The 24,293-nt window shown below is 67.7% G+C and carries 24 protein-coding genes; 3 read left to right on the top strand and 21 right to left on the bottom strand.

Going from position 1 to position 24,293, the window contains the following annotated elements; all coding sequences use genetic code 11:
- Nucleotides 1–4: 4 nt before the first annotated feature.
- The 17 genes from DAT35_RS25990 to DAT35_RS25910 form a co-directional block, all read right to left on the bottom strand.
- A complete protein-coding gene (locus DAT35_RS25990) occupies nucleotides 5–1,993 on the bottom strand; it encodes an ATP-binding protein (RefSeq protein WP_108069849.1) in 1,989 nt (662 codons plus the stop codon).
- Nucleotides 1,994–2,091: 98 nt separating this feature from the next.
- A complete protein-coding gene (gene rplS / locus DAT35_RS25985; protein ID WP_108069848.1) occupies nucleotides 2,092–2,496 on the bottom strand; it encodes a 50S ribosomal protein L19 in 405 nt (134 codons plus the stop codon).
- A gap of 132 nt (nucleotides 2,497–2,628) precedes the next feature.
- Nucleotides 2,629–3,360: a tRNA (guanosine(37)-N1)-methyltransferase TrmD gene (gene trmD / locus DAT35_RS25980; RefSeq protein ID WP_108069847.1), complete on the bottom strand. Its 732-nt coding sequence runs from the start codon at nucleotides 3,358–3,360 to the stop codon at nucleotides 2,629–2,631.
- The gene (gene rimM / locus DAT35_RS25975) at nucleotides 3,360–3,908 is read right to left on the bottom strand and encodes a ribosome maturation factor RimM (protein WP_108069846.1); all 549 of its coding nucleotides are present in this window, start codon (nucleotides 3,906–3,908) and stop codon (nucleotides 3,360–3,362) included. Before rimM ends, trmD begins: the two co-directional genes overlap by 1 nt.
- On the bottom strand, nucleotides 3,905–4,195 hold the full coding sequence (locus DAT35_RS25970) for a KH domain-containing protein (protein ID WP_108069845.1): 291 nt from the start codon (nucleotides 4,193–4,195) through the stop codon (nucleotides 3,905–3,907). The genes rimM and DAT35_RS25970 overlap by 4 nt, the downstream gene beginning before the upstream one ends.
- A gap of 27 nt (nucleotides 4,196–4,222) precedes the next feature.
- On the bottom strand, nucleotides 4,223–4,486 hold the full coding sequence (gene rpsP, locus DAT35_RS25965) for a 30S ribosomal protein S16 (RefSeq protein ID WP_108069844.1): 264 nt from the start codon (nucleotides 4,484–4,486) through the stop codon (nucleotides 4,223–4,225).
- Between the two features lie 87 nt (nucleotides 4,487–4,573).
- Entirely contained in the window at nucleotides 4,574–5,734 is a 1,161-nt protein-coding gene (gene rlmN, locus DAT35_RS25960) for a 23S rRNA (adenine(2503)-C(2))-methyltransferase RlmN (protein WP_108069843.1), read from the bottom strand.
- 437 nt (nucleotides 5,735–6,171) lie between these two features.
- Nucleotides 6,172–6,750 (bottom strand): DUF6714 family protein, encoded by a 579-nt coding sequence (locus tag DAT35_RS25955; RefSeq protein WP_108069842.1) that lies wholly within the window; start codon nucleotides 6,748–6,750, stop codon nucleotides 6,172–6,174.
- 30 nt (nucleotides 6,751–6,780) lie between these two features.
- Nucleotides 6,781–7,338 carry a hypothetical protein gene (locus DAT35_RS25950; protein ID WP_158501875.1) on the bottom strand — a complete coding sequence of 186 codons (558 nt, stop codon included), beginning with the start codon at nucleotides 7,336–7,338 and terminating at the stop codon, nucleotides 6,781–6,783.
- Nucleotides 7,339–7,550: 212 nt separating this feature from the next.
- Complete coding sequence (ndk, locus tag DAT35_RS25945; RefSeq protein WP_108069840.1) at nucleotides 7,551–7,994, bottom strand: nucleoside-diphosphate kinase; 444 nt, start codon at nucleotides 7,992–7,994, stop codon at nucleotides 7,551–7,553.
- Between the two features lie 36 nt (nucleotides 7,995–8,030).
- The gene (gene sucD / locus DAT35_RS25940) at nucleotides 8,031–8,933 is read right to left on the bottom strand and encodes a succinate--CoA ligase subunit alpha (protein WP_108069839.1); all 903 of its coding nucleotides are present in this window, start codon (nucleotides 8,931–8,933) and stop codon (nucleotides 8,031–8,033) included.
- A gap of 24 nt (nucleotides 8,934–8,957) precedes the next feature.
- Entirely contained in the window at nucleotides 8,958–10,118 is a 1,161-nt protein-coding gene (gene sucC, locus DAT35_RS25935) for an ADP-forming succinate--CoA ligase subunit beta (RefSeq protein WP_108069838.1), read from the bottom strand.
- A gap of 219 nt (nucleotides 10,119–10,337) precedes the next feature.
- On the bottom strand, nucleotides 10,338–11,168 hold the full coding sequence (sdhB, locus tag DAT35_RS25930) for a succinate dehydrogenase iron-sulfur subunit (protein ID WP_108069837.1): 831 nt from the start codon (nucleotides 11,166–11,168) through the stop codon (nucleotides 10,338–10,340).
- Between the two features lie 17 nt (nucleotides 11,169–11,185).
- Nucleotides 11,186–13,063: a succinate dehydrogenase flavoprotein subunit gene (sdhA, locus tag DAT35_RS25925; protein WP_108069836.1), complete on the bottom strand. Its 1,878-nt coding sequence runs from the start codon at nucleotides 13,061–13,063 to the stop codon at nucleotides 11,186–11,188.
- A gap of 254 nt (nucleotides 13,064–13,317) precedes the next feature.
- A complete protein-coding gene (gene mdh / locus DAT35_RS25920) occupies nucleotides 13,318–14,259 on the bottom strand; it encodes a malate dehydrogenase (protein ID WP_108069835.1) in 942 nt (313 codons plus the stop codon).
- A 22-nt stretch (nucleotides 14,260–14,281) separates the two neighbouring features.
- The gene (gene icd, locus DAT35_RS25915; protein WP_108069834.1) at nucleotides 14,282–15,577 is read right to left on the bottom strand and encodes an NADP-dependent isocitrate dehydrogenase; all 1,296 of its coding nucleotides are present in this window, start codon (nucleotides 15,575–15,577) and stop codon (nucleotides 14,282–14,284) included.
- 211 nt (nucleotides 15,578–15,788) lie between these two features.
- The gene (locus tag DAT35_RS25910; RefSeq protein WP_108069833.1) at nucleotides 15,789–16,436 is read right to left on the bottom strand and encodes a bifunctional 2-polyprenyl-6-hydroxyphenol methylase/3-demethylubiquinol 3-O-methyltransferase UbiG; all 648 of its coding nucleotides are present in this window, start codon (nucleotides 16,434–16,436) and stop codon (nucleotides 15,789–15,791) included.
- A gap of 80 nt (nucleotides 16,437–16,516) precedes the next feature.
- Here DAT35_RS25910 and DAT35_RS25905 point away from each other — a divergent pair, with 80 nt between their 5' ends.
- Nucleotides 16,517–17,419: a DUF4105 domain-containing protein gene (locus tag DAT35_RS25905; RefSeq protein ID WP_108069832.1), complete on the top strand. Its 903-nt coding sequence runs from the start codon at nucleotides 16,517–16,519 to the stop codon at nucleotides 17,417–17,419.
- Here DAT35_RS25905 and DAT35_RS25900 read toward each other — a convergent pair.
- Nucleotides 17,307–18,134 carry a polysaccharide deacetylase family protein gene (locus DAT35_RS25900; protein WP_108069831.1) on the bottom strand — a complete coding sequence of 276 codons (828 nt, stop codon included), beginning with the start codon at nucleotides 18,132–18,134 and terminating at the stop codon, nucleotides 17,307–17,309. The genes DAT35_RS25905 and DAT35_RS25900 overlap by 113 nt on opposite strands.
- Before the next feature lie 237 nt (nucleotides 18,135–18,371).
- Here DAT35_RS25900 and DAT35_RS25895 point away from each other — a divergent pair, with 237 nt between their 5' ends.
- Complete coding sequence (locus DAT35_RS25895; RefSeq protein ID WP_108069830.1) at nucleotides 18,372–20,099, top strand: serine/threonine-protein kinase; 1,728 nt, start codon at nucleotides 18,372–18,374, stop codon at nucleotides 20,097–20,099.
- 7 nt (nucleotides 20,100–20,106) lie between these two features.
- Here DAT35_RS25895 and DAT35_RS25890 read toward each other — a convergent pair whose 3' ends face one another.
- Nucleotides 20,107–21,180 carry a type IV pilus twitching motility protein PilT gene (locus DAT35_RS25890; RefSeq protein ID WP_108069829.1) on the bottom strand — a complete coding sequence of 358 codons (1,074 nt, stop codon included), beginning with the start codon at nucleotides 21,178–21,180 and terminating at the stop codon, nucleotides 20,107–20,109.
- A 202-nt stretch (nucleotides 21,181–21,382) separates the two neighbouring features.
- On the opposite strand from DAT35_RS25890, the gene DAT35_RS25885 reads away from it, so the two are divergent.
- Complete coding sequence (locus DAT35_RS25885; protein ID WP_108069828.1) at nucleotides 21,383–21,778, top strand: STAS/SEC14 domain-containing protein; 396 nt, start codon at nucleotides 21,383–21,385, stop codon at nucleotides 21,776–21,778.
- 1 nt (nucleotide 21,779) lies between these two features.
- On the opposite strand, the gene menE is transcribed toward DAT35_RS25885, so the two are convergent.
- Nucleotides 21,780–23,222: an o-succinylbenzoate--CoA ligase gene (menE, locus tag DAT35_RS25880; protein ID WP_108069827.1), complete on the bottom strand. Its 1,443-nt coding sequence runs from the start codon at nucleotides 23,220–23,222 to the stop codon at nucleotides 21,780–21,782.
- Entirely contained in the window at nucleotides 23,222–24,292 is a 1,071-nt protein-coding gene (locus tag DAT35_RS25875; protein WP_108069826.1) for a mandelate racemase/muconate lactonizing enzyme family protein, read from the bottom strand. Before DAT35_RS25875 ends, menE begins: the two co-directional genes overlap by 1 nt.
- Between the last annotated feature and the right edge of the window lies 1 nt (nucleotide 24,293).

The following is a 24,293-nucleotide window of genomic DNA, read 5'->3' as shown; positions in this document are numbered from 1 at the left end:
CGCGCTACAGATTGACAGTCCCGTCCGACACCTGCGCGAAGCCGGCGCTCGGAGTGACGTGCAGCACCTGCGTCAGCGAGCCCAGGTGCTTGAGCATCCGCCCCAGCAGGGGCAGCCGGGCCTCGTCCACGCCCACCAGTGCGTCCTCCACGATCAGCGGCAGCTTCACCCGGATGCTCACCTTCTCCACCACCGTCAGCCGGAGGCTCAGGAAGAAGAGATCCACCTCGCGAGGAGGCAGCTCCCCCACGGGCATGCGCCGCCCCGAGGCCCCCACCACCATCGCCCGCCCTTCCTTGTCCCACTCCACGCCCACGTAGCGGCGCTCGGTGAGCGCGCTGAAGTACTGCACGCACCGCTCTCGCAGCGACCCCATGACAGTGTGCATGTCCGTGGCGAGCAGGTCGCTCGCCAGGCCGATCAGCATGGGCGATGGATCCTCCAGAGGCTCCATGCCAGTGCCCTCGGTGCCGGCGGGCATGCCCATGGCCGCCAGCTGCGGATTGCGCGCGAGCGCGATGGACTCCTTGAGCCGGGAGAGCTCCCGCTCCACCTCGCGCACGTCGCGCACGAAGGAGCCCTTCTCCGCGATCTTCGCGTTGAGCAGTTCGATCTGCTGGCGGAGCACGGGAAGCTGCTCGGCGGCCTCGACGAACTCCGGATGCTTCTCCAGGGTGACGAGCTGGGCGCGCAGCTGGGCCACCTCGGAGCCGAGCTGCTCGCGGCGCTGGAGGCGCGGAGCGATCTCCTTGGGCGTGTCCACGTCGAACACTTCCAACGCCCTGCGCACCGGCGCCGCCTCGGCCTCGAACTCCTCGAGGATCTTCTTCTCGCGCACGGCGAACATCTCGCCCCGGCGGCCCAGCTTGTCCTTGTACTGCAGCTCATCCACGTAGCGCAGGGCGACCATGGCGGCGAAGCCGAAGGCGGGGATGTCCAGCAGCGCCACATACCGGCCCCAGGTGGTGAAGAAGAAGCTGGCGATGAAGCACGCCACGCCCCCGCCCACGCCGAGCCAGAAGTTGCGGCTGCGCACCAGCGGCTCCACGTCCGGCAGCCGCTTCGCCTCCTCCTCGGCCACCTCGCGCTCGGAGTTGAGCCGGGCGAGCGCGTCATCACGCCGGGCGAGTGTCCTCGAGTAACGCTCCGCGCGGGCCACGATGTCCTGGGGCAGGCCCAGCGACTCGGGCGTGGGCTCGGCGGTCCAGGCCGCCTCCGCCTCACGCACCTTCGCCTTCAGCCCGTCGGTGCCGCGCAGCTTCGACTCCAGATCGAACACCTGCGAGTTGAGCCCATCCACCTCGAACTGGAGGTTGTCCACCTCCTTGCAGAAGAGGAGCTCCTTCTCGAGCTCGCGCACCTTGGCCTCGGCGGCGGGGATGTCCGATGCGGGCATCACCGTCATCGGACCGCCTCCGAGCCCCGAAGCGGAGATGGCCATCCCCGGAGACGACTGCGTGCGCAGGGCCGGCATCCCCGCCGACGACGGCGAGTGCAGGCCGTGCATCCCCGGAGAGGATCCCTGGCGCAAGCCCGAGGTCGTGGCCTGGCGGCCAGCGCCTCGAGGGCGGCGCGAGGGCAGCTGCGCCGCCTGGAGACAGAAGAGCTGCTCGAAGGTGGTGCGCGGCGGCAGCCCCGCCTGGCCGCGGAGGAACTGATTCGCCTCGGCGGTGTCCTGCGTCACCAACTCCGGCTGCTTCGTGGTGGGGTTGAGCCGGTGCAGGGAGCCGCCACCGCCCAGCTCGCGCAGCACGCGGTAGGTGACGGAGTCCTGCCCCGTGAGGGTAAGGGCGGCCTTGCCCGGCTTCTGCGAGGAGGCGGCGAAGGAGGAATCCCCCCCACGCCCATCCGCGTAGAGCAGCGCGAGCGCCAACCCGGCCAGCGGAGTCATCTCCGCGGGGGGCTTGAGCACCAGATACCCTGTCTTCAGGGCAAAACGGCCCGCCGGGGAGAAACCGCGGACGTTCTGGACGGCAACCTCGACGAAGTGCATGCGCCCCCCATTCTAGCCGCGCGTGGGCATGAAAAAAGGGAGCGCCCTTGAAAGGAACGCTCCCTTTGGAAAACCGGCCAGCGAGGGCCAGCACCGGATCAGGCGGTCGGCTGAGCGCCCGCCTTGTGGGTGGCGGCGGCGCGGCGCATCTCCGCGTCCTCCTGGGTCTCCACGCGGGAGGCCTTGCCCTTGAGGTCGCGGAGGTAGAAGAGGCGGTTGCGGTTCACGTTGCCGCGGGAGAGGACCTCGATCTTCTCGTAGCGCGGGCTGTGCACCGGGAAGATGCGCTCCACGCCCACGCCGAAGGAGACCTTGCGGACGGTGAAGGTGGCGCGGTTGTGGCCCTTCGTCTTGCGGATGACGATCCCCTCGAACGCCTGCACGCGCTCCTTGTCGCCCTCCTTGATCTTCCAGTGGATGCGAACGGAGTCACCAGTGCGGAACTGGGTAACGTCCTTGCGGAGGTGCTTGGCCTCCACGTACTCGATGGCGCTGCGACGCATGACTTGACTCCAGTAATCCCGTGAAGCTCGGAGTTGGGATACGAAACTTGAGAGCGGGCCGTACTACCAGAGAGACGGGGGTCGGACAAGCCCGCAAAAGACCGACCATCCGCCCAGGAACCATTGGAGGGGCTACAGCTCCTCCTCTTTCTTCTGCAGCAGCTTCAAGTCCGCCTTCCCGAACTCCAGGCGAGCGAACAGGTCCGGACGCCGCTCCCGGGTGATCTGGAGGGCCTTCCAGCGGCGCCAGCGGGCGATGCGTGCGTGGTCCCCGGACTGGAGGACCGCGGGCACCTCCGCGCCGCGGAAGACGGGCGGCCGGGTGTAGTGGGGGTGCTCCAGGAGACCCTCCTCGAAGCTCTCGGTGACGCTGGAGGCCTCGTTGCCCAGCACCCCGGGCAGCAGTCGGGCCACGGCGTCCACCACGGCCAGGGCAGCCACCTCGCCCCCGGTGAGGATGAAGTCCCCCAGGGACACCTCCCCGTCCAGGAAGGGCATGACCCGCTCATCCACGCCCTCGTAGCGGCCGCAGACGAGGATGAGACCGGGCTCCTTCGCCAGCTCGCGCGCCTTCGCCTGAGTGAAGGCGGGGCCGCGAGGGCTCATCAGCATCACCTTGGCCCCGGGAGCGCGGGCCCGGGCGGCCTCGATGGCGGCCACCAGGGGCTCGGGCTTCATCACCATGCCGGCGCCGCCTCCGTAGGGCGTGTCGTCGGTGACGCGGTGCTTTCCCTCGGCGAAGTCACGAATGTAGGTGACGGTGACGCCGAGCAGCCCCTTCTCCTGGGCCTTCCCGAGGATGCTCGCACCCAGGTAGCCCGAGACGCTGTCCGGGAAGAGGGTCAGTACCTCCACGGCGTACATCAGTCCTCGCTCCCTTCCCGCTCGTCCCCTTCGGCCTCCAGGTACTCCGGGGGCTTCACCACGAGACGTCCGCCCGGGATGTCCACGGTGGAGACGAAGTCGTCGGCGAAGGGCACCACCAGCTCTTCCTTGCCCTCGGCGCGGATGACGAGGTTGGGCACCTCGCCGGTACTCCAGAGCTCCTCCACGCGGCCGAGCACGTTGCCGGACTCGTCCACGGCGGTGAGCCCCACCAGGTCTCCCTGGAAGTACTCGTCCTCGCTGGGAGGCTCGAGGTCCTCACGGAAGGCGAGCACGGTGGCACCCACGAGCGCCTCGGCGTCCTGGCGGCCCTGCACCGCCTCGAAGACCACGAGGGTCTCCTTGGGGGTGGGACGCACGGACTCGATGCGCAGGACGCGCTCCACGCCCGCACGCGTGCGCACGAGCACTCGCGGGACGTAGTCGAGCGTCTCGGACTCGGGATCGAAGGCGCGAACAGCCACCTCCCCCCGGAGACCATGGGCGCGGGCCACATAGCCCAACTCGAGATGGGACTTGAGGGTCACTGGCCTTGGGGGGCGTTGGCGGGCGTGGGGGCGGCGGCCTGGGGATGCTGGCGCCGGTCGTCCTGGATCTCCAGGCGGACCTTCTGGCCCTGCTTCTGGGCCGCGGCGCCGAGCAACGTCCGGAGGGCACCCACGGTGCGCCCGTCACGGCCGATGACCTTGCCCACGTCCTCGGGGGCGACCTTCAGCTCGTAGAGCCGGGCCCCCTCCACGTCGGACGCGCGCAGGCTCACCTGGTCTGGTTGATCGACCAGGGCCCGCGCGAGATAGATGATGAGCTGCTCCACGCTGTCCGATTCAGCCCTGAGAGGGCACTAGGCCGTGGGCTTGGCGGCGGCGGCGCGCTTGTGACGCTTGATGAGCTCGCCCACCGTCTCGGAGGGGGTCGCGCCGGTCTTCAGCCAGTACTCGAGGCGATCCGCGTTGAACTCCACCTTGGCCGGGTTGTGGTTCGGGTCGTAGGCGCCAACGGCCTCGATGAACTTGCCGTCCCGGGGGTTGCGGGAATCGGTGGCCACCACGTGGTAGTACGGCTTCTTCTTGGCGCCCGCGCGGGCGAGACGGAGAACAACGGCCATTTCTGATGCTCCAGGTGAAAACTGAAGGTGAAACAGAAGGTGATCAGCTTGGAGGGGGGCGCTCTTAACGCCGCCCCAAGCGGATTGTCAAGGAAGCTCGGGGTTTTGCGGCGTTTCTGACGCCTTTTCCCCACCCCGGTTGGCCAGCTGGCCACAGGCCCCGGCGATGTCCCGGCCCCGATTCTGCCGGATGAAGGCGGCGACGTGGCCCTCGCAGAGCAGTTCCCGGAAGCGCTCGGCGCGCTCGTCCATGGTCGTCTTGAAGCCCAGCCCCGGGTTCTCGTTGTAGGGGATGAGGTTGACCTTGGCGGGGATGTCCTTGAGCAGCTCGATGAGCCGGTAGGCGTCCTCGTCGCTGTCGTTGAAGTCTTGCAGGAGGACGTACTCGAAGGTGATGCGGCGGCCCTGGCGCAGGGGGAACTTGCGGCAGGCGTCGAGCAGCGCCGCGATGTTCCACTTGCGGTTGACGGGCATCGTCTTGGAGCGCTGCTCGTCGGTGCTCGCGTTGAGCGAGATGGCGAGCTTCACGTCCGTCTCCTGGCCGAAGCGCTCGATCATCGGCACCAGGCCCACCGTGGAGACGGTGATGTGGCGGTGGCTGAAGTTGGGCCCGTCCTCGGACTGGAGGATGGAGAGCGCCGTCTTCAGGTTCTCGAAGTTGTGCAGGGGCTCGCCCATGCCCATGAAGACCAGGTTGGAGAGGGGGCGCAGGGTCTCCAGGTTCTCCAGCTTGCGCACCTCGCGGTTGACCGCGTGCACCTGGGCGACGATCTCCCCCGGGGTGAGGTTGCGCTTGAGCCCCAGGGTGCCCGTCATGCAGAAGGTGCACGCCATGGCGCAGCCCACCTGGGTGGACACACAGAGCGTCTTGCGGTCCTCGGAGGGCATGTAGACGGACTCGATGAAGCGGCCGTCCCGGGTCTTCCACCGGTACTTGATGGTGCCATCCACCGAGCGCTGCTCGGCATCCTTCACCAGGGGGACGATCTCCGCGCGCTGCTTGAGCTTCTCGCGCAGGGCCTTGGAGAGGTCCGTCATCTCGTCGAAGGAGGTGGCGCCGCGCTGGTGGATCCACCGGTACAGCTGACCGGCGCGAAACGCGCGCTCGCCGAGATCCTCGGTGAGGAAGCGGGTGAGACCCTCCAGCGTGAGGCTGGAGACCTCCGTGAGCTTCGCGGGCGCGGGGGCTGGCGCGGACACGGGGGCCGCCGAGATGTCGGCGGGGATGCTGGGGGACTCGGGCTGCATCGTCATGGTTCCAACGGGGGAGGAGTAGGCGTCACTTCCCACAAGAGAGGACTTGGAGTCAAAGGAGCGCCCGTCCCCTCCCCTACATGGAACGTTTAGCGCCCCAACATCAGGAAGGCTGCGCGGCGGTACACGGGTAGGAGGTCGCTCCCGCCGCCACCATCAGCAGCAGCGAAGCGCTCGCCTTCAGCGCCGAGCTGCCGACCACAAAAGAGCCTCTATCCGCCCGAAGCTCTGTGACCAAGTTGGACCTCTGGACACCTCGCCGAGCCGCTACGCAAGAGGAGGCAGGTGTCAATGCGACTGCGCATGCCGCGCTCGTCCGATGCGACGGAGGGCCCAGACGCCCCCACTCCCAACGCACGCCGTCGTCACCACCAGGCCGACGATGCCCACATCCCTGCCAAGATACATGAATGAGGAGTGCCGAGGCGTCCTCAGGGGGGAGGGGCGTAGGATTCCCAGAAGCGCTCCAACGCAAGCTGGGCAGGGTTAGGTGGGGGCAGACTCTTGAACCGCGGCGCCGCTACGAGCTTCAGGAAGAGCGCCACCGTCGAGCGCTGAGGCCCGTCCAGCGCATCGACGAAGGCCTCGAAGGAGCGCACCCACTCCTGGACGAGGGCCTGCCATTGTGCCTCACTCCTTCCGCCAGGGACCGTTCGAGACTCTCCCGCGTCTGGTCGCGTCAGGACGCGCACGGTTGCCTCCAGCACGGCGACGGTATCCACGTCGAGCGGCTCGGTGAGCAGCGCCGTTAGATAGGCCGGCAGGTAATACGCGAGCGCCCGGGGCGTCAGGAAGAAGAGCCCGTTATGGGTCAGCTCCCACCGGAGCAGCGCAGGAGGGGCGAAGTCCGTCCACGGCCTGCCCGCGAAGAAGCGGGCCGTGTCCTCAGCCTCTGGGTTCTCATAGGTGTGAGGGGCGCCGTTCTCGTCGAACCAGAGGCCCTCCTGTGCCACGGTCTCGGGCGGCGGGAGGGCAGGCCCCGGGAACGCTTGGCGCAAGGCCGCCAGCACTGCGGCCGCAGCGGGGGGGGGGCGGCGTGCTCATGGCGGGCACCCGTTGGAGACGAGCTTGCACTCGCACGTCGCCGCCGAGGCCGCGGCGCCCGCCGCCAGCCCGGTGTGGACCTTGTCGCCTCCCCGGATGCAGGTGGTGTTAATGGTGGTGCGGGCCGCCGCGCAGGCCAGGGCTTGGTTCCGCCGGGCGGTCAGCTCGGCACAATTCGAGCCCTTGTCAGGGAAGTTGACGCAGGAGAAGGGCTTGCTCTTGCATGCGACTCCGACTGCGGTTTGCAGAGTCCGCCACTGGATCTTGTCGCAGTCACCGGGAGGCAGCAGTCCATCCCCGGGAAGGGACGACGCCGCGAGCGCGGGGGCGGCCCCGAAGCCGAAGATGGCAATCACGGCGGCCATCACCGGCTCCAGTGCGGCGCCGGCCGCGATGATGATCTCCCACAACGCGAACAGCAGCAGGATGAGCGCGATGACCGCGATAGTCACGATGATGATCTCCACCACGGGGACACGCACCGGCTCCTTTTCGCGCTCCTTATTGCAGGGACTGTCCATACCGCCGTTCAGACCGCCCTTAATGACTCGCATCTGGCTCTTCTGCACAGTCTGATGGGGAAACGCGGTGGGCTTGCGCGCTCCTGGCCCTATCAGCATGACTCATCAGTCATGAAAAAGACGGTCAGGTACGTATGCCTCACGGAGGGCACCGCGCGAAACCTGCCTTGAAAAGACGACCGGCCCGGCCACCGCGGAGGAGCGCGGGAGCCGGGCCAGGGTCCTGGGGCACGAGGCCCTGCTGCCTACTTCTTGCCGGTCCAGTCGTAGCCGTGGATCTCGGTCTCGCGGAAGAAGTACGCGATCTCGATCTTGGCGTTGTCCAGGCTGTCCGAGCCGTGCACCGTGTTCTGGTCGATGCTGGTGGCGAAGTCGCGGCGGATGGTGCCAGGGGCGGCGTTGGCCGGGTTGGTGGCGCCCATGATGTCGCGGTTGGCCAGGACGGCGTTCTCACCCTCCAGCACCATGAGCACCACGGGGCCGGAGATCATGAAGTTCACCAGGTCCTTGAAGAAGGGGCGCGCCTTGTGGACGGCGTAGAAACCCTCGGCCTGGGCCTGGGATAGCTGCTGCAGACGGATGGCGACCGGCTTGAGACCCTTCTCCTCGAAGCGGGAGATGATCTTGCCGATGACGCCCTTCTGGAGCCCGTCGGGCTTGATGATGGACAGCGTACGCTCGATGGCCATTGTGGTGGTCCTCGGTATGTCGTGTGAGAGGTGGGACTAACGGTTCTTCTTGGGAGCGCCGCGCTTGACGGCCTCCTGAAGCGTGGTGCCGAGCTCGGCGGGGCTGGCGGCCATGAGGATGCCAGCGGACTCCATGGCCTTGATCTTCTCCGAGGCCGTGCCCTTGCCACCGGAGATGATGGCGCCGGCGTGGCCCATGCGCTTGCCCGGGGGCGCCGACTGGCCGGCGATGAAACCGGCGATGGGCTTGGTGAACTCGCGCGCCACGTACTCGGCGCCGCGCTCCTCGGCGTCGCCGCCGATCTCGCCGATCATGATGACGGCGTCCGTCTCCGGGTCGGCGTTGAAGAGCTTCAGCACGTCCACGAAGTCCGTGCCGTTGACCGGGTCACCGCCGATGCCCACCGCGGTGGACTGGCCCAGGCCCAGCTGGGTGAGCTGGTACACGGCCTCGTAGGTGAGCGTGCCAGAGCGCGACACCACGCCGATGCGGCCCGGCTTGTGAATGTGGCCCGGCATGATGCCGATCTTGCACTTGGCGCCCGGGGTGATGACGCCGGGGCAGTTGGGACCGATCAGGCGCACGCCCGGCTTACCCTGCAGGTAGCGCTTGGCCTTGATCATGTCGTTGACGGGGATGCCCTCGGTGATGGTGATGATGAGGGAGATGCCCGCGTCGGCGGCCTCCATGATGGAGTCGGCGGCGAAGGGAGGCGGAACGAAGATGACCGAGGTGTTGGCGCCGGTCTGCTTCACCGCGTCGCCCACCGTGTTGAACACGGGGACCTTGCCCTCGAAGTCGGTGCCGCCCTTGCCCGGCGTAACGCCAGCGACCAGCTTCGTGCCGTACTCCAGCATCTGCTTGGAGTGGAACGAGCCCGCCGAGCCGGTGATGCCCTGGCAGAGGACCTTCGTGTTCTCGTTGACGAGGATGCTCATGGCTTGAACCTTTCTCTGCCTGGACTACTTCAGCGCGGCAACGGCCTTCTCGGCGGCCTGGCGGAGGTTGTCGGCGGGGGTGATGGCGAGGCCGGAGTTGCGCAGCAGCTCCTTGCCCTTCTCCACGTTGGTGCCCTCGAGCCGCACCACGAGCGGAACCTTCAGCTGCACTTCCTTGGCCGCGGCGATGATGCCCTCGGCGATGACGTCGCACTTCATGATGCCGCCGAAGATGTTGACGAGCACCGCCTTCACGGCCGGGTCGGCGAGGATCAGCTTGAAGGCCGCCGTCACCTTCTCCTTGCTGGCCCCACCGCCCACGTCGAGGAAGTTGGCCGGCGTGCCGCCCACCAGCTTGATGGTGTCCATGGTGGCCATGGCCAGACCGGCGCCGTTCACCATGCAACCGATGTTGCCCTCGAGCGCGATGTACGCCAGGTCCCACTCCTTGGCCTGGGTCTCGCGCGGCTCCTCCTCGGCGACGTCGCGGTACTCGAGCAGATCCTTGTGCCGGTAGAGCGCGTTCTCGTCGAAGTTCACCTTCGCGTCGAGCGCCACCACGCCGCCATCCTTGAGGATGACCAGCGGGTTGATCTCCACCAGGGAGGAGTCCGTCTCCACGTACATCTTGTAGAGCGCCGAACAGAATTGGACGAACTTGTTCACCGTGGGGCCGGTAAGTCCCAGGCCGAAGGCCAGCTTGCGGCCCTGGAAGTCCTGGAAGCCCACCGCCGGGTCCACCGACTCGCGGAGGATCTTCTCCGGGCTGTGGGCGGCCACTTCCTCGATCTCCACGCCACCCTCACGGGAGGCCATGAAGGTGACGCGCGAGGTGGCGCGATCCAGCGTCACACCGAGGTACAGCTCCTGACCGATGGCCAGACCCTCCTCGATGTAGACCTTGTGGACCGTCTGGCCCTCGGGCCCGGTCTGGATCGTCTTGAGCTTCATGCCGAGCATCTGCTTGGCGAGCTCCTTGGCCTCGGCGGGGCTCTTGGCGAGCTTCACGCCGCCGCCCTTGCCGCGGCCGCCCGCGTGGATCTGGGCCTTCACGACGACAACGGGGGTGGCCAGCTCCTTGGCGGCTGCCTCGGCCTCGTTGGGCGAGAGCGCGAGGATGCCCCTCGGCGTGGGGACCCCATACTTCCGGAAGAGTTCCTTGCCCTGGTACTCGTGGATCTTCATCGAAGCTCCGGGTGACGCGAGTGACGCGAGACTGGCACCCGGAGCAAGCCCCGGGGCGGGACGGCGCGCGGGTGCCTCTCTCGCGCAGAATGGCCCGCTTGGCAAGGCCCTATTGTCAAGGGCAATTCCATGCGAACCGGAAAGAACAGAGGCCCCGGTCGGCGAGGAACAGCCGGACGCGGGGCCTCGTGAAACGACCGTGTGGCGGACACTCCCCTGCTAGGCCGGCCCGCCGGCGGCCTTCTTCTCTTCGCTCTGGTCGAAGAAGATGTCCTTGATGATCTGCTTGGTCACCTCGCGGTTCATCACCGCGATGGAGGTGGTGAGCGGGATCTCCTTCGGGCACACCTTCACGCAGTTCTGCGCCTTGCCGCAGTCCTGGATACCACCCGGCCCCATGAGCCCCCGGACGCGCTCCTCGGAGTTCATCTTGCCGGTGGGGTTCATGTTGAACAGGCGGGCCTGGCTGATGGAGGCGGCGCCGATGAAGTCGTTGTCGATCGTCACCTGCGGGCACGCCTCGAGGCAGCTGCCGCACGTGATGCACTCGGACAGCTTGTACATCACCGTCTGGTCGCCCTGGGACTGACGGGGACCGGGGCCCAGGTTGTGCGTGCCGTCGACGTTGATCCACGCCTTCACGCGCTTGAGCGCCTCGAACATGCGGCTGCGATCCACCGCCAGGTCGCGCGAGACCGGGAACTTCTTCATCGGCTCCAGGGTGATGATGGGCTCCCCATCACCGATGACGCGGTCGATCAGCGCCGAGCAGGCCATGCGGACCCGCCCGTTGATGTTCATGGCGCAGCTGCCGCATACCTCCTCGAGGCAGGCGGCATCCCAGATGACCGGGGCGACCTTGCGGCCGTCCACGGTGACGGGGTTGCGCTGGATCTCCATCAGACAGGAGACGACGTTGGCGCCCTTGCCATAGGGGACGCGGAACTCGTCGAAATGCCCTGCCCCGTCCGGGCCGTTCTGCCGCCAGATACGGAAGGTGACGTGCTTGGTGGTGGCGCTGACAGGCGCCTGCGCGGTCGCGGTGTCCATGTCGTTCCCTCCTTAACTCAGGCGTACCAGCGCGGCTCGGGATCGAGCACGGGCGTGGCGATGTCCTCGTAGCTGATCTGCGGGCCCTCGGCCGAGTAACTGGCCATGGTCGTCTTGGCCCACTTCTCGTGACGCTTCTTCCACAGCGCCATCCACTCGGGATCCTTCGTCGGATCCTTGCTCTTGGGCTCGGGCAGCGAGAACTCCGGCTTGTAGTGGGCGCCACGGCTCTCGTCGCGCAGCAGCGCGCTCTTGGCGATCACCTCGGCCAGCTCGAACATGTTCCAGAGCTGGTTGACGTAGGAGATGCTCCGGTTGGCCACGTTGCCGGTGTCCAGCGCGTTGATGTTCTTCCAGCGCTCCTTGAAGTCGCGGATCTTCTCCAGCGTCTTCTTGAGGCGATCGTTGTAGCGGACGACGGTGCAGTTCTCCGTCATCAGATCGCCCAGCTCGCGGTTGAGCCCGTACGCGTTCTCCTTGCCATCCATCTTCTTGATGGTGGCGAAGCGATCCGCCCAGTACTTCTGCGCGTCGGCGAAGTACTTCTGGTGGTCCGCGTCGTCGGCGCTCTTGGACTGGCTCTTGGCGAAGGCCGCCATGGCTGGGCCACCGATCATGCCGCCGTAGATGCAGGAGAGCAGCGAGTTGGCGCCCAGGCGGTTCGCGCCGTGGTAGGCGTATTCCGCCTCGCCCGTGGCGTACAGGCCCGGGATGTTGGTGGACTGGTTGATGGGGCTGCCAGCCAGCGGCTCCTGGTTGGGACCCGCCTCGAAGCGCACGTACAGGCCGCCCATCGAGTAGTGCATGCCCGGGAAGATCTTCATGGGCACGTGGCGCGGATCATCACCCACGAACTTCTCGTAGATCTCCATCACGCCGCCCAGCTTCGCGGTGAGCACGTGGGCCGGGATGTGCGTGACGTCCAGGTACACGGCGTCGCCGCCGTCCAGCCCCATGCCCAGCTCGCGGCACACGCTGAAGATCTCGCGGGTGGCCACGTCGCGCGGCACCAGGTTCTTGTACTTGGGGTACTTCTCCTCGAGGAAGTACCAGCGCTCGCTCTCGGGGATGCTCTTCGGGTCGCGGGTGTCGCCCTTCTTCTTGGGCACCCAGACGCGGCCACCCTCGCCACGCACCGACTCGCTCATCAGGCGCAGCTTGTCCTCACCCGGGATGGAGGTGGGGTGCACCTGGATGAACTCGCCGTTGGAGTAGATGGCGCCCTCCATGAAGGCGCGGCCGGCGGCGGTTCCGGTGTTGATGATGGAGTTGGTGGAGCGCCCGAAGACGATGCCCGGGCCACCGGTGGCCAGACACACGGCCTCGGCCGGGAAGGTGCGGATCTCATTGGTCCGCAGATCCATGGCCACGCTGCCGATGACACGGCCCTCGCCGTTCTTCACCGTGCCGAGCCACTCCCAGTACTCGTACTTGGTGACGCGGCCCTCGGACTCCCAGCGGCGCACCTGCTCGTCCAGCGCGTAGAGCAGCTGCTGGCCGGTGGTGGCGCCCGCGAAGGCCGTCCGGTGGTGCAGCGTGCCGCCGAAGCGCCGGAAGTCCAGCAGGCCCTCGGGCGTGCGGTTGAAGGTCACGCCCATGCGGTCGAGCAGGTAGATGATGCCCGGAGCCGCGTAGCACATGCCCTTCACGGAGATCTGCTCGGCCAGGAAGTCGCCGCCGCGCAGCGTGTCCTTCACGTGGATGTCCGGGTGGTCACCCTCACCCTTCGTGTTCACCGCGCCGTTGATGCCGCCCTGGGCGCAGACCGAGTGGGAACGCTTCACCGGCACGAGCGACAGGATGTCGACCTGATAGCCGGCCTCGGCAAGCTTGATGGTGGTCATCAGCCCGGCGAGGCCGCCGCCCACCACCGTGAACCGCGCTGCTGCTGCCATGCTGCGTCTCCTTGGTGACCGGAGGGCCAGACGCCTCTGCGGGGGCAGGGCCAGCGCCGCAACTCCTCGAGCGCGACGCTCGGGCCTCCGGTGCGAATGCTCTTCTGGGCTAGTTAACTGGTGAATTCAGCGAGCTGCAAAGATTACCGGACAGAAGAGATAAGGCGGCTCCATCTCCGGCATCAGCCCCGCTCAGTCCGGCCCGCGCGGCGGCATGCACCGCGCGGGACCGGGCCGGCTCGCGGCGGGAGGGACTACAGCTTCACGCTCTCGACGGTCGCCTTCACCGACTTGAAGGACTTGTCGAGCTCGGCCTTCTCGGCGTCGTTGAGCTGCACCTCGATGATCTTCTCCACGCCGCCCGCGCCGATCTGCGTGGGGACGCCGAAGAAGTAACCGCTGATGCCGTACTGCCCCTCGAGCAGGGCGGCGGACGGCAGCACGCGCTTGCGGTCGAGCAGGTAGCTCTCGGCCATGGCGATGGAGCTGGAGGCGGGAGCGAAGTAGGCGCTGCCCGTCTTGTAGAGGCCCACCAGTTCGGCGCCGCCCTTGCGGGTGCGGTCGATGATGGCGTCCAGCTTGTCCTTGGCGATCAGCTGGGTGAGGGGCACGCCGCCCACGGTGCTGTGGCGCACCAGCGGCACCATGTCGTCACCGTGACCGCCGAGCACCAGGGCCTCGACGTCGCGGATGGAGCAGTTGAGCGCCTCGGCCACGAAGCACTTGAAGCGGCTGGTGTCGAGCACGCCCGCCATGCCGACGACCATGTTCTTGGGCAGGCCGGAGATCTTCTGGAGCGCGAACACCATGGCGTCCAGCGGGTTGGCCACGTTGATGACGAAGGCGTTGGGGCAGTACGTCTTGATGTTGCCCGCCACGTCCTTCATGATCTTCAGGTTGACGTCGAGCAGGTCCTCGCGGCTCATGCCCGGCTTGCGGGGCACGCCAGCGGTGATGATCACGACGTCCGAGCCCGCTACGTCCTTCCAGTCCGTGGAGCCGGTGACGCGACAGTCGTAGCCGTCCACCGCGGAGAGCTGGTTGATGTCCAGCGCCTTGCCCTTGACCAGACCCTCGGCCACGGGGATGTCGTACAGGACGACGTCGCCGAGCTGCTTCTGCACCGCGAGCAGGGCCAGGTTGCCGCCGATCTGACCACCGCCGATGAGACCGATCTTCTTCTTGGTGTGAGCCATGTGGGTTGTCTCCCCGTAACGACTACATGTTCTTGATGATGGCCTGACCGAACTCGGAGCACTTCACCTCGGTCACGTTGGACTGGCTCTCCTGGCGCATCAGGCGAGCGAAGTCGTAGGTCACCGTCTTGTTGGCGATGGCCTTGTCCATGCCCTTGATGATCAGGTCCGCGGCCTCGTTCCAGCCCATGTGGCGCAGCATCATCTCGCCGGAGAGGATGACCGAGCCCGGGTTCACCTTGTCCAGGTCCGCGTACTTGGGCGCGGTGCCGTGGGTGGCCTCGAAGACGGCGTGGCCGGTGACGTAGTTGATGTTGCCGCCCGGCGCGATGCCGATGCCGCCCACCTGCGCGGCCAGCGCGTCGGACAGGTAGTCACCGTTGAGGTTCAGCGTGGCGATCACGTCGAACTCGTCCGGACGCGTCAGCACCTGCTGCAGGGTGATGTCCGCGATGGAGTCCTTGATGAGGATCTTCCCGGCGGCCAGCGCGGCCTTCTGCTCGGCGTTGGCGGCGTCCTCACCCTTGGCGGCCTTGGTGGCCTCCCACTGATCCCAGGTGTAGGTCTTCTCGCCGAACTCACGGGTGGCCAGATCGTAGCCCCACTTGCGGAAGGCGCCCTCCGTGTACTTCATGATGTTGCCCTTGTGCACGATCGTCACGCTCTTCCGCTTCTCGCGGATGGCGTACTCGATGGAGGCGCGCACGAGCCGCTCGGTGCCTTCCTTCGACACGGGCTTCACGCCGATGCCCACATTCTCCGGGAAGCGGACCTTCGCGAAGTCCTTCGGGAACTCCTTCTTGAGGAACTCGAGGACCTTCGCCGCGCCGGCGCTGCCACCCTCGAACTCGATACCGGCGTAGATGTCCTCGGTGTTCTCCCGGAAGATGACCATGTCGACCTTCTCGGGGGTCTTCACGGGGCTGGGCACGCCCTTGAAGTAGCGCACGGGCCGCAGGCAGACGTACAGGTCCAGCATCTGGCGCAGCGCCACGTTCAGCGAGCGGATGCCACCGCCCACGGGCGTGGTCAGCGGGCCCTTGATGCCCACCAGGTACTCGCGGAAGGCCGCGACCGTCTCGTCGGGCAGCCAGTTGTTGACCGTCTTGAAGGCCTTCTCGCCGGCCAGCACCTCGAACCAGGAGATCTTCTTCTTGCCCTTGTAGGCCTTCTCCACCGCCGCATCGAAGACGGCCTGCGAAGCGCGCCAGATGTCGCGGCCGGTGCCGTCACCCTCGATGAAGGGGACGATGGGGTGATCCGGCACAGAAAGCTTGCCGTTCTGCAGGGTGATCTTCTCGCCGCTCGGAGGGGCCATGAACGAAGCTCCTGACTATGATGGGTGTGACCTTTTGTGGGCGGCGGATGCTTTGCAACACTGGCCCCTCGCGTCAAGGATGTTCGGCGGCCCTCCGTCCGGCCTGACTTATCGGATCCAATCCCCGAGGGCGCTCCGCCCCGATCGAGGCGAGGCTCCCTCCCCCGCTCCGACCCTACTTCCGAGAACACCCGGCCCTGGCCTCGGGCGCTCAGCGCCGCTCCACGTCCCACCAGCCGAAGTGCATCGTCTGTTGCCCGGTGAGTTGCACCCAGCCGGGCGCATGCGTGTACGCGCGGGGAAGCAGGTTCGCGGACTCGAGGGCCCGGGCCGTCTCCTCGAAGGACCAGAAATAGAGTGTCACCTGGTGATCAGCCGTCTGGACCGGGCACCGTGCGTCCTCGTGCCCCGCCAGTCCCGGGCGCCGTTCGAGCACCGTGAACAGCAGGCGCCCTCCGGGCTTCAACGTATCGGACACGTAACGCAGCGTCCGGCCCAGGTCATCGCAGAAGTCGAGGCACCCCACCGCCAGCGCCACATCGAACCGGCCGAGCTCCTCGGGGATGGGGTCCCGGTAGCTGTGTACCCGGTACTCGCCCGACGGCCGGCCCCGCCGCGCCAGTTCGATCATCTCGGGTGAGAGATCCAGGCCCACGACCTTTACGGTCGGGTCCAGCTCTCGCGTGAGCTGCCCCGGGCCACACCCGACGTCGAGCACCCGACAGCCAGGGGCCACCGCCTCCCCGAGAAATCGCTCCACCCTCCCCTCGTACCGGTGCAGCGAGGGGAAGAAAGCCTCATACGCCCCAGCGATCTCCCCGTACACCTGCCGGACACCCTGCTCCTCGTCACTTGCCATCGTGGCCAGGAGCGTAGTTCACGCTCGCGATGCGTGCCCTTTCGACAGGCCCATTCGACCAACAGATACTCTGTCGGCACATGCGTCTTTTCCTCCAGGTCGGCACCTTCGCTCTCCTCGCCCTCGGCACCGCGTGGTGCGTCCCCGCGCTCCTCCTCACCGGCGGGGGTCCCCAGGGGATCTCCTGGTGGCGATATGGCGCTGTCCTGGGCCTCCTCCTGGCCGTGGGCCTCGCCTGGCGCCTCGCGTCCCGGGAAGTCGCGCTCGGCGCGCTCGCCACCCTCTGCGCTGCCGTGTTCGTCTGGACCCGCACCGTGCAGCCCTCGCTCACCCGCGACTGGGCTCCGGATCTCGTCCGTGCCGCCCGCGCCGAGGTGCAGGGCCCCCTCGTCACCCTCCAGGACATCCGCGACTTCCGCTACCGCAGCACCACCGAATGGGACGCGGCCTGGTACTCCGCCACCTACGACACCCGCGAGCTCGTCCGCGCCTGGTTCATCGTCGAGCCCTTCTCCGGCTTCGAGGGCGCCGCCCACACCATGGTCAGCTTCGAGTTCGCCGGAGATCGCTTCGTCTCCTTCTCCGTGGAGATCCGCCGCGAGCGTGGGGAGACGTACTCGGTCCTCGGTGGCCTGTTCCGCCAGTACGAGCTCATCTACGTCGTCGGCGACGAGAGGGACCTCATCCAGCTGCGCAGCAACTACCGCGGCGATGACGTCTACCTCTACCCCGTCCGCGCCTCACAGGAACGCACCGTCGCCTTCTTCCTCGACATGGTGCACCGGATGAACGCTCTCCACGAGCACCCCGAGTTCTACAACTCGTTCACCAACAACTGCACCACCAACCTCGTGCGGCACCTCGAGAAGGTCAGCGACACCGACGTCCCCTACGATCACCGCACCCTCCTCCCCGCCTACTCCGATGCGCTCGCCTTCGCGCTCGGGCGGCCGTTCGTGCCGTGGTCTCAGCGGCCGGTGTGATGCCTCCGAGCGTCAACAGCTCCGATACCGTCACGAAGCGGTACTCCTGCGCCCTCAGCCTCCCGATGACGATGTCCACCGCCTGGAGCGTCCCCGGTTTGTTCCGCCCACCATCGTGGAACAGGATGATGGAGCCCGGCCTCACTGACTCCATCACTCGCGACGTCAGCAGATCCACGTCCTGCGTCTCGTCGTCCCGGGACACCGCGTCGAAGGTGATGTGCTTCCTCCCTCCCTGCTTCAGCAGCCAGGGCAGCACCACCAGCTTCTTGCCGTAGGGCGCCCGGAAGAGGCTCTCCCCCTCCACGCCCACCTCGCGCAGCAGCGCGTCCGTCTTGTCGATCTCCTCCCGGATGAAGGACGGCGATTTGAAGATCAGCCGGTGGTGCGAATACGAGTGGTTGCCGAGCTGGTGCCCCTCGGCCAGCACCCTCGCCGCGAGCTCCCGGTTGCGCTCGATGTTCTCCCCCACCATGAAGAAGCTGGCCTTCACCCCGTGCCGCTTCAGGATGCCGAGAACCGCCTCCGTCTGGCCCGGTCTCGGCCCGTCATCGAACGTCAGCGCCACCACCTTCTCGGTCGTCTCCACCCGGTCGTAGAGCTCGCCCAGGAGCTGGAAGCTCCACGACCTCGAGAGCTGCCACAGCCCCACCAGCAGCCCCAGCGCCACGAGCGGCGTCCCAACGGCCCATCGAATCCATCGCTTCCGGTTCATGCCGGCCCGCTCTGCACGGGGCACGCCGACCCGTCCCCCTCGTCGGGAGCCTCGCCTCGTGGCTGCTCGGACGCACCTCGCGCGGGCTCCGGGACACACCCCGTCGAACCGCTCAGGTCAGCACGAGTGCTCTCCAATCCGGCCTGCGAGCCATTCCATGCCCTTCCCATCCATGAGCGAACGGGCCTACTCCACAGGTTGGTTGTTCCGGACAATATGTTGAAGAATCCGGGTTTCATGCAACAGACTGTTTCCCTGAAACCCTTGGGCTCGCTGAGCTCACGGCATCTCGCCGAGCATCTGCGCGAAGAGGCCGCCACGCGCGAGGCCGATATCGCGCGATTCATCTGCGTGGCGGCGTCATGCTTCGTGGTCGCGACCCTCCTGGTGGGACCGGCCATCGGCTGGCCCCGCGCCCTCGCCGTGGCCGCCATGACCGCCACCTATGGCTGCTACTACGGAGGGCTCGTCCGCGTGCTCCAGCGCGGGTGGTTCCACCCCGCCATCTGCTGGCTCAACGTCTGGCTGGAGATCTCGGTGGGTGCCTTCAAGTTCCTGCTCGATCTGCACTTCGAGAACGCCGAGCAGGCCCTCACCAACCCCACCACGTTCCTCCTGTGGGGCGCGTTCATCCTCCTCGCGTCCTTGCGTTCCAACCGGCGGCTGGCCCTCTTCGCCGGAGCCCTGGCCGCCACCGAGACGCTGCTGCTGTATGGATTGCTGGCGTTGCCTCGGATGCAGGCGCCCGTGCCCCTGATGCTCTCGCCGCCCCTCATCTCCCTGCGCGCCCTGTACCTCTTCCTCATCGGCTGTGTCGCGGCGCTCGTGGCCAGCCGCCTCACGCGCAAGGCCGAGGACGCGCTGCGCGCCATGTACTCCAGGGAGCAGCTCGGCAAGTACTGCATCCACGAGCGGCTGGGCATGGGCGGCATGGCCGAGGTCTTCCACGCCACCTATCGCACCGAGGGCGGCTTCGAGAAGCCGGTCGCCATCAAGCGCATCCTCCCGAGCTACGCCGAGGATCCCCACTTCGTCGCGCTGTTCCGCCGCGAGGCCGAGCTGGGCTCCCTGCTGCACCACCCCAACATCGTCCAGGTGCTCGACGTGGGCCGCCACGGCGACACCTGCTTCCTGGCCATGGAGCTCATCGAGGGTCTGTCGTTGCGCGAGCTGCTCAAGGTCCGAGGCCCGCTCCCGCTGGCCGCGGTGACGTACCTGGGCGCCGAGCTCGCCGCGGCGCTCGACTACGTCCACCACCGCACCGCGAGCGACGGAGAGCCGCTCGACCTCGTGCACCGGGACGTCAATCCGCCCAACATCCTCCTGTCGCGCATCGGCGAGGTGAAGCTGGGTGACTTCGGCATCGCCCGGGCCGCCCACCACGCCTCGCTCACCGTGACGGGCCGGGTCGTCGGCAAGCCCGGGTACATGGCTCCAGAGCAGGCCCGCGCCGAGCCGTTCGACTCACGCTCGGATCTCTTCGCGCTCGGGCTCACCCTGTACGAGGCGCTCACCGGCCGCCGGATCGTCCAGGACGAAGAGCGTCAGGGCTCCGTCTGGGGCTTCACCCCGACGTCCTTCCCTCCTCCGTCCGCCTTCCGCCCGGAGCTACCCCCAGCGTTGGATGCCATCGTCCTGGAGTTGCTCCAGTGGGAGCCGCACGAGCGGACCCAGACCGCGCGGCAGGTGCGCGAGCAGCTGTGCGCCCTGTCCGGCGAGGCCAACCCCTACCTCCGGGGGCAGGCGCTCCTGGCGAGCACCGTTCAAGAGGCACTCATCCGCAGGCAGGCCACCGGCTCCCCTGAGCCCCAGGAAACGGAAGCGTCGCAGCCGTGCACCGCGCGGCTCCGGCCCTTGAATACGGCGCCAACGACGCGGTCCCTGATCACGGTGCCAACGACCAGGACCCTGCCCCACCGGCCCTCCGGCTCCATCCAGACCGTGAACGAGCGCGTGCGCCCGTGAGGTCCGCTCACTCGAACTCGAGCGCGCGCTGGAAGTCCGCCGGGTTCGTCGCCGCGCTCTGCGCCGTCTCCAGGCTGACAATGCCCTGACGGTAGAGCTGGCTCAGGTGCTGGTCGAAGGACTGCATGCCGAACATGTCGCGGCCCTTCTCGATGACGTCCTTGAGCTCGTTGGCCCGGTCCTCGCGGATGTACTGCTCCACCGACTTGGTCTGGACCATGATCTCCAGCGCCACCGTGCGCCCCTTGCCGTCCGCCTTCTGCAGCAGCCGCTGCGAGATGGTCGCCTTGAGGCTGTCCGCCAGACGCATGCGCACCATCGCCTGCTCCTCGGCCGGGAACACCGAGATGAGGCGGTTGATGGTCCGTGAGGCATCCGTCGTGTGCACCGTCGAGAGCACCAGGTGGCCCGTCTCCGACGCCTTGAGCGCGATGTCGATCGTCTCCGTGTCGCGCATCTCGCCCACCAGGATGACGTCCGGATCCTGACGCAGCGCCGCTCGCAGCGCGATGGCGAAGTTCTCCGTGTCCGGGCCGATCTCCCGCTGGGAGATGGACGACTTGATGTTCTTGTAGATGAACTCGACTGGGTCCTCGATGGTGAGGATGTGCAGGTTCTCGGTGCGGTTGATGTGATCGATCATCGCCGCGAGCGTCGAGCTCTTGCCCGAGCCCGTAGCCCCCGTCACCAGCACCAGCCCTCGGTCGTTGCCGGCGATCGTCTTGAGCACCTGTGGCAGCCCCAGCCCATCAATGGTGGGGATCTCGTCCGGGATGATGCGCAGGATGCACGCCAGCGTGCCTCGCTGCCGATAGATGTTCACACGGAAGCGCGCCACCCCCGGCAAGCCGTACGAGGTGTCGTACTCCTGGAGGTTGTCGATCTGCGACTTCGTCAGCGGATCCTGGACGATGTGGAGCGCCACCTGCTTGGTGTGATCCGGATGGAGCTTCTCCATCTTCAGCGGCCGCAGCACACCGTTGACCCGGTAGATGGGTGGATCCCCAGGCCGGAAGTGGATGTCCGAGGCGCCGTTCTGGACGCCCACCGTGAGCAGCTTGTTGAGTGTTGCCTGATCCAGGGTGATGACCTCGCTCGTCGGCCGTGGATTCTAGGCGAAAGCCCCCCAGGCCAGCCAAGAACCTGACCGGAATCTCCTCCACCCCACCCCTCCGGCTCCTCGCCTGGTTTCACCGCGCCGTCACACCCGACCCATCTGGTACGAGGTAGGGAATCCAGGTAGAGACTTCCGTCCATAGCATCCCGTTCAGCAGAGGTTCCCGTTGTTCCAGGTCAAGGTCGATGAGTCGAACGCCCTCGTGGAAGTCACCCTGGAAGGAGCCATCCGCCCCGATGAGATGCGGCAGTTCGTCGAGCAGGCCGTGAGCGCCATCCAGGCCCTCGCGAGCCAGGGGCGAATCGTCAGGGCCCTGGCGGACTGGCGCCACCTCCGGACCGCCTCGCCCGAGGCGGCCGAGCTCCTCCGCCAGGGACAACAGGCCGCCATGCAGGCGGGCATGAAGCGGATCGCCGAGCTCGTGGGCAGTGAGCTCACCGCGCTCCAGCTCAACCGCATCGCGCGCAACAGCGGCATGGAGCGCATCCTCCGCCGCTTCGACAGCGAGGAGGAGGCCAGGCGCTGGCTCCTCCAGGAGTCCAACGAGCTCAACGTGGCATGAGTCAGGCCGCCTGCGCTCGCTGGCGCAGCACCGTGCGCTCCACCTTGCCCATGGCGTTACGGGGCAGCGCCTCGATGGCCAGGAAGCGCGCGGGCACCTTGAAGCCCGCCAGGGACTCGCGGCACCACGCCTCCAGGTCCTCCGGCAGCGGGGCTCCGCCCCGTGTCGTCACGAACGCCACCGGCACCTCGCCCCAGCGCACGTTCGGCACCCCCACCACCGCCACCTCGTAGACCTTCGGGTGCGAGGCCAACACCGCCTCCAGCTCGGCCGGGTAGATGTTCTCCCCTCCCCGGAGGATCAGATCCGTCCGCCTCGAGAGCACCTTGAGGCGCCCCCGCTCGTCCAGCATCCCCACGTCCTTCGTCCGCAGCCAGCCGTCCCGCAGGGCCTCGCTCGTGGCCTCGGGCCGGTTCAGGTAGCCCGCCATCACCGTGGGGCCTCGCACCTCGATGTCCCCTTCCTTGCCAGGTCCCACCGTCTCGCCCCCGGGCCCCACGATCCGGATCTCCAGGCCCGGCAGTGGCCGGCCCGCAGTACGACCGTTCGCTTCGTCCGGGTGCTCGGTGGTCACCTGCGAGCAGGCCTCCGTCAGTCCGTAGGTCTGCAGCGAGAGGATCCCCGCCGCCCGAGCCCGCTCCAGCAGCGGCGCGGGCACCGGTCCTCCGCCGATCAGCGCCAGCCGGAACGTCGACGGCACCGGGCGATCCCTCCGCGCATCCAGCACGCGCTCCAGCGTCGTGGCCACGAAGCTCGCGTGGGTGACGCCTTCCTCGTCGATGGCCCGGTTGGTGTCGTCCGCATCGAAGCGCTCGCGCAGGACCAGACAGCCCCCGTCGTATGCGGTGCGCGTGAGCATCGCCAGGCCGCCCACGTGGAAGAGCGGAAGCGTGCCCAGCCAGCGCGGCCCGGGGTGCGCTCCCAGGTTCGCCTCGGAGCAGCGCGAGGAGGCCCGGAAGTTCCCCTCCGTCAGCACCGCCCCCTTCGGCCGGCCCGTCGTCCCCGAGGTGAAGAGGATGACCCGCGGCGTCTTCGTCTCCAGGGGCTCACAGTGGGACTCGGGGGTGCGCACCGCGTCCGCGAAGGTCTCCAGGGGCTCCGCGCCCGGGAGGCGCTCGACGAGGCCTGTGAGGGCCAGGGTGAGCCTCGGGGCCACGTCCTCGGCCAGCGGCTGGAGCTCCGCCCGCGTGAGCCTCGCGTTGAGCGGAGCCAGCACCGCCCCCAGCCTCCCGAGCGCCAGGAAGAGGTGCACCACCGCCGCGTGGTTCGTCGCCAGCAGCGCCACCCGGTCTCCCGCAGTGACGCCTCGGGACCGGAGCGCCGCCACCCACCGGCCCACCTCGCCGTCCAGCTCTCGATACGTCCACCGCCGGCCCTCGAAGGTGAGCGCCAGCACCTCCGGATGCCGCTCGGCACCGGAACGAATGGGGCACGTCCACTGCATCAGTGCACTCCCTGTCCCGGCGTCCGCGGCAGCTCGATACGGCCCCGCACCGGGCGGAATGGATGGCTCCCGGGCTCGTCCTTGAAGAGGTGTCCCACCCCGAGCCCCGACGCGTACTTCCCCGATGGCAGGGCCGCCGCTACGTGCGCCGCTCCCGCCCGGGCGCTCACACCATCGAGCGAGCTCGTCACGTACGCGTCCATGCCTCGCTTCGCCGCCTCGCGCGCCAGGGACAGCGTCGGGAGCAGGCCTCCCAGGACCATGGGTTTGAGGACCAGGACGCTCACCGTTCGCGGGCGATCCAGGATGGAGCGACGGACCTCGGGCAATGCCAGGGACTCGTCGGCCGCCAGGGGGCACGGTGCGCGCTCGCTCAGACGGGAGAGGGCTTCGTGGTCCTCGGCCGCCACCGGCTGCTCGCAGAGCTCGAGCTGGTAGCGGCCCAGCTCGGCCAGGGCCTGCTCCGCATCAGGCTCCGTCCACCCTCCATTCGCGTCCACTCGCAGGCGCACCGCGGGACCCACTACCCTCCGCACCGCCTGGAGCCGCGCGGAGTCTTCCTCCAACGGGCGGCCCGCGACCTTGATCTTCAGCGTCTCGTAGCCTTCCGCCACGGCTCGCCGGGCCTCTTCCGCGAGCGCCTCCGCGGACGAGGATCCCAGCAGCGCGTTGACCTGGACCACCTCTCGGGATTCCGCCGAGAGCAGCCGGCACAAGGGCACTCCCTCGCGCTGGGCCAGGAGATCCAGGAGCGCTTGCTCCACCGCGTGCCTCGCCGCGGGGGTTCTCGTGGAAAGCCCCAGCTCCTCATCCCAACCCTCTCCCAGGGGGAGAGGCTCGAGGGGGCCTCGCAGTCTCGTGAGGACCGACTTCAGGGCCTGCTCGCAATCACTCGGGGCTTCCGTGCCGAACTCCCGCAACGGCATCGCCTCGCCCTGACCGACCCGCCCCTCCTCGTCCCGCAGGCGCACCACGAAGCCCTCTCGCGCCGCGTAGGTGCCCCTCGCCGTCTTCAGCGGGTTCACCATCTCCAGGCGCAACGGGTGGAGGCCCACCTCCGTGATGCGCATC

This window comes from Vitiosangium sp. GDMCC 1.1324, assembly GCF_003044305.1.
Taxonomy (GTDB): domain Bacteria; phylum Myxococcota; class Myxococcia; order Myxococcales; family Myxococcaceae; genus Archangium.
Note: the sequence above shows the minus strand (reverse complement) of the source record. Positions and strands in the feature narration are given on the sequence as shown.